This is a genomic window from Pseudomonas sp. WS 5071 (genome assembly GCF_012985765.1).
GTDB lineage: Bacteria > Pseudomonadota > Gammaproteobacteria > Pseudomonadales > Pseudomonadaceae > Aquipseudomonas > Aquipseudomonas lundensis_A.
Genome location: NZ_JAAQWY010000063.1, coordinates 1 through 4,299 on the forward strand (window position 1 = coordinate 1; position 4,299 = coordinate 4,299).

Sequence of the window (4,299 nt, forward strand, 5' to 3'; positions counted from 1 at the left end):
ATTGCCCGCGTGCTGCACAACGACCCGGCCACCGGGGTGATGCGCCACGCCGACGCGGGGTACGACATCGCCATTGACTGCGCCAACGAGCAGGGTTTGAACCTGCCGATGATTAACGGCTAAGCCGCCCCCGCGCCTGAATGAACAAGGGCGGGCAGACAACAACGGCAGGCGCAGCCAGTGGCCGCGACTGCCCGGCGAACACGTGAGGCGATGAACATGAACAGCAGTCCATTTACTCAACAACTGCAAGGTGTACGCGTGCTGGATATCAGCCGTGTATTGGCCGGGCCGCATTGCACCGCGATGCTGGCGGACCTGGGGGCCGATGTCATCAAGTTCGAAGTGCCGGGGGAAGGCGATGACGCCCGGCATCTGGGGCCGTTTATGGCGGGTGAGAGCGTGTACTTCGGCCTGATCAATCGCGGCAAACGCAGCGTTGAAATTGATTTCAAGGACCCGTCGGACCGTCAACGCTTCTATGAACTGGTGGCCGATGCCGATGTGCTGGTGGAGAACTTCCGGCCGGGGGTGACGCAGCGTCTGGGCATTGATTTCGACACGTTGAAGCAACACAACCCGCGGCTGATTTACGCCAGCATTTCCGGCTTCGGGCAGGACGGCCCGCTCTCCAGCCGCCCGGCTTACGACATTGTGGCCCAAGCCATGTCGGGCCTGATGAGTGTCACCGGGTTTGCGGCTACGGGCCCCACCCGCAGCGGCGAGTCCATTGGTGATTTGTGTGCCGGGGTGTACGCCGCCTGGGCCATCAGCTCGGCCTTGTTTGCCCGCGAGCGCCATGCGCCGGGCGCGCAATACATCGATGTGGCCATGTTTGACGTGCTGTTCAGCCTGCAAATGACCGGTTTGTCCAACCTGTACGCCAACGGTGTGGCGCCGGGTCTGGTGGGCAATCGGCATCCGGTCTCCACTCCGTTCGACACCTATCAGGCGGCTGATGGGCTGGTGGTGATTGCAGTGGCGAGCAACCGGCTGTTTGAGCGGCTGTGTCAGTGCATGGGGCAGCCAGCACTGGCAACCGACCCGCGTTTTGTGGATGACGCTGGCCGCACCCGGCACGAGCCACAACTGCGTGCCGCCATCGAGGCGTGGACCTCGCAACACAGCGTTGAGCACTTGCGCGACGTTCTGCTGGATGCTGGCGTGCCGTCTTCGCCCGTATGGGACTTGGCCCAAGCCGCTGACAGCGAACAGGCCCGCGTGCGTCAGTTGCAATTCCAGCCGCCAGGCGCGGCACGCCCATGGGTGCCGCAACCGGTGTTCTTCAACGGCCACAAACCCCACGCCATCACCGCAGCCCCGCGTTTGGGGGCAGATAACGCCATCTTTGGCCTGAGTAAAGCAGGAGTGAACCCGTGAATTTCGAGATGAATGCAGAAGAACTGGCGGTGGTTGAGAGCGCTGAACAGGTCGCCCGCGAAGTGATTCAGCCCCTGGCCCAGCACTACGATGAAACCGAAAGCTTTTGTCTGGCCAGCATCAAGGCGCTGGGTGACTTGGGCTTTATGGGGATCAATCTGCCTGAAGCGTACGGCGGCCTGGGCATCGGCAGCCTGGCGATGAGCCGCGTGGTGGAAGCGGTTGCGGGGGCCTGTGCGTCTACCGCATCAGCCATGACGGCACACTTCCTGGCCACCGATTCGATTCTGCTGGGGGGCACTGAACAGCAAAAGCAGGAGTGGTTGCCCAGGGCTGCCAGTGGGGAATGGCTGGGCGCGTTCGCCCTGACCGAACCGGCAGCCGGTTCCAACCCGGCCGACATGCGCAGCCGTGCCGTGCGTGAAGAAGGCGGGTGGCGCGTGCGCGGCAGCAAGCACTACATCACCAATGCCAAGGAAGCCGACTTCATTGTGCTCTACGTGAAAACCGATGCCGAGGCCGGGCACAAAGGGATCAGTGCGTTCATGGTGCCCAAAGGCACGGACGGTATCAGTTTCTCCAGCCCGGAGAAAACCATGGGCCTGCGCGGTAGCACGATCTATGAGTTGGCACTCGATTGCTGGTTGCCGCAAACCGCGTTGCTGGGGGGCGAAGGTCAGGGCTTCAATACGGCGATGGCAGTGCTGGATCGCGGGCGGGTGGAAGTGGCGGCCATGTCGCTGGGCATTGCCAACGCGGCGTTGCAAGCCAGTTTGAACTGGGTGCGCGAGCGTCAAATAGGGCCAAAACCCCTGGCGGCGTATCAAGGCACGCAATGGCGCTTGGCAGATATGTATGCGCAGCTCGAAGCTGCCCGCCTGCTGACCATGAAAGCGGCGGCCCGGCGTGATAGCGGCGAGCGTTTCAGCCTCGACTCTGCCACTGCCAAGCTGGTGGCGGCGGAATGTGCCGGGTTCATCACTGACGCGGCGCTGCAACTGCACGGCGGCTATGGCTACAGTCGCGATTTGCCGCTGGAGCGGTACGTGCGCGATGCGCGGATCTTGCGAATCTTCGAAGGCACGTCCGAGGTGCAGAAAATCATCATTTCCCGGGCGCTGCTCGACGCCCGCCCGTAACACGTGTGTGGCAGGTGCTAAGCGGCATCTGCCCTGGTGCAAGGATGCGTTGAGATCAGGTCAAGGATCGGAAAAGTCATTCCCAAAACAATGGGCGCACCCTCGGTGACAGCCTCAAGGAACTGCTTATGTCCACGCACAATCAAGATTCACCGCGGGCCTCGCTGGTCGAACAGCGCTCTATTGATTACATCCCCGAATCCGAACGTCACGGGCGGCTGTTCAGTCAGTTCACCCTGTGGTTCGGGGCGAATCTGCAAGTCACCGCCATCGTCACGGGCGCCCTGGCCGTGGTCTTGGGCGGTGATGTGTTTTGGTCACTGATCGGCTTGCTGATCGGGCAAGTATTGGGCGGCACCATCATGGCGTTGCATGCGGCTCAGGGCCCGAAACTCGGGTTGCCGCAAATGATCTCCAGTCGTGTGCAGTTCGGGGTATACGGAGCCGTGATCCCGATTGTGCTGGTGTGCCTGATGTACGTGGGGTTTTCGGCCAGCGGCTCGGTGCTGGCGGGGCAGGCCGTGGGGCAGTTGGTCGGCGTGAGCGATTCGTGGGGCATCCTGATCTTTGCGGCGCTGATCGTGCTGCTGACCATCCTGGGCTACCGCACGATTCATATGATTGGCCGTGTGGCCAGCGTGGTCGGGGTGCTGGCGTTTTTCTACCTGTTTTACACCTTGCTCTCGCAAAACGATGTCGGTCTGTTGTTGAGCAACAAACACTTTTCGCTGAGCAGCTTTTTATTGGCCATTTCGTTGTCGGCGTCCTGGCAAATCGCGTTCGGGCCGTATGTGGCCGACTATTCGCGGTATCTGCCGTCGACCACCTCGTCGCTCAATACCTTTCTCGCCGTGGGATTGGGGTCGGTGGTGGGGTCGCAAATCTCCATGGTGTTCGGCGTGTTTGTGGCCGCGTTGGCGGGTGACCAGTTTGCCGGGCATGAGGTGTCGTACATCGTGGGGCTGGGGGCGAGCGGGGCGATGGCTGCGTTGCTGTATTTCTGTGTGGTGTTTGGCAAGGTGACGATTACCACCCTCAATGCCTATGGCAGTTTTATGTCGCTGGCGACCATCGTCAGCGGGTTCCGTGGCAATCACCAGATCTCTAAAGCCCTGCGCCTGGTCTACATCCTGCTGATGGTGGGGTTTGCGACCACGCTGGCGCTGCTCGGGCAGCACTCGTTCCTCAAGGATTTCTCGGCATTTATCCTGTTCCTACTGGCTTTTTTCACACCGTGGAGCGCCATCAATCTGGTGGATTTCTACCTGATCAGCAAAGAGCGATATGACGTGCCGGCGCTGTCTAACCCGAATGGCCGATACGGACGCTGGAACCTGCGCGGTATTCTGGTGTACGCCTTTGGGGTGCTGATTCAGCTGCCGTTTATCGCCACCAGTTTTTACACCGGGCCGCTGGTGGAGTCGCTGGGGGGCACGGATATTTCCTGGATCATCGGCCTGACGCTGCCCGCGTTGGTGTACTACCTGGTGGCGCGCAATTGTGCCCATACAGTGCCCGCTCAATTGATATTGCCGGTCGAACCGGCTCCGGTTTAACGGTTTTTCTTAATCGCAGACGAGGGCGGGCCTGTTGCGCGGGCCGGTCCTCAAAGGAGCAACCATGAAGGTGCTGGCTTGTATCAAACGCGTTGTGGATTACAACGTTAAAGTTCGCGTCAAAGCGGACAACTCCGGCGTTGACCTCGCCAACGTCAAGATGTCGATGAACCCCTTCTGCGAAATCGCAGTGGAAGAAGCCGTGCGCCTGAAAGAGAAAGGCG

At 60.8% G+C, this 4,299-nt stretch carries 4 protein-coding genes and 1 pseudogene; all 5 read left to right on the forward strand.

What is annotated here, in order from left to right; all coding sequences use genetic code 11:
• Nucleotides 1-123: urocanase-related protein (locus tag HBN61_RS22060; RefSeq protein WP_170046775.1), on the forward strand; the 123-nt coding region annotated here is incomplete at its 5' end.
• 96 nt (nt 124-219) lie between these two features.
• A complete protein-coding gene (locus HBN61_RS22065) occupies nt 220-1,380 on the forward strand; it encodes a CaiB/BaiF CoA transferase family protein (RefSeq protein ID WP_170047907.1) in 1,161 nt (386 codons plus the stop codon).
• Nucleotides 1,377-2,519, forward strand: a complete 1,143-nt coding sequence (locus HBN61_RS22070) for an acyl-CoA dehydrogenase family protein (RefSeq protein ID WP_094995330.1) — start codon at nt 1,377-1,379, stop codon at nt 2,517-2,519. Before HBN61_RS22065 ends, HBN61_RS22070 begins: the two co-directional genes overlap by 4 nt.
• A gap of 128 nt (nt 2,520-2,647) precedes the next feature.
• Nucleotides 2,648-4,075, forward strand: a complete 1,428-nt coding sequence (locus HBN61_RS22075) for a purine-cytosine permease family protein (protein WP_094995329.1) — start codon at nt 2,648-2,650, stop codon at nt 4,073-4,075.
• A 64-nt stretch (nt 4,076-4,139) separates the two neighbouring features.
• Nucleotides 4,140-4,299: pseudogene (locus HBN61_RS22080) on the forward strand (electron transfer flavoprotein subunit beta/FixA family protein); the annotation flags it as partial.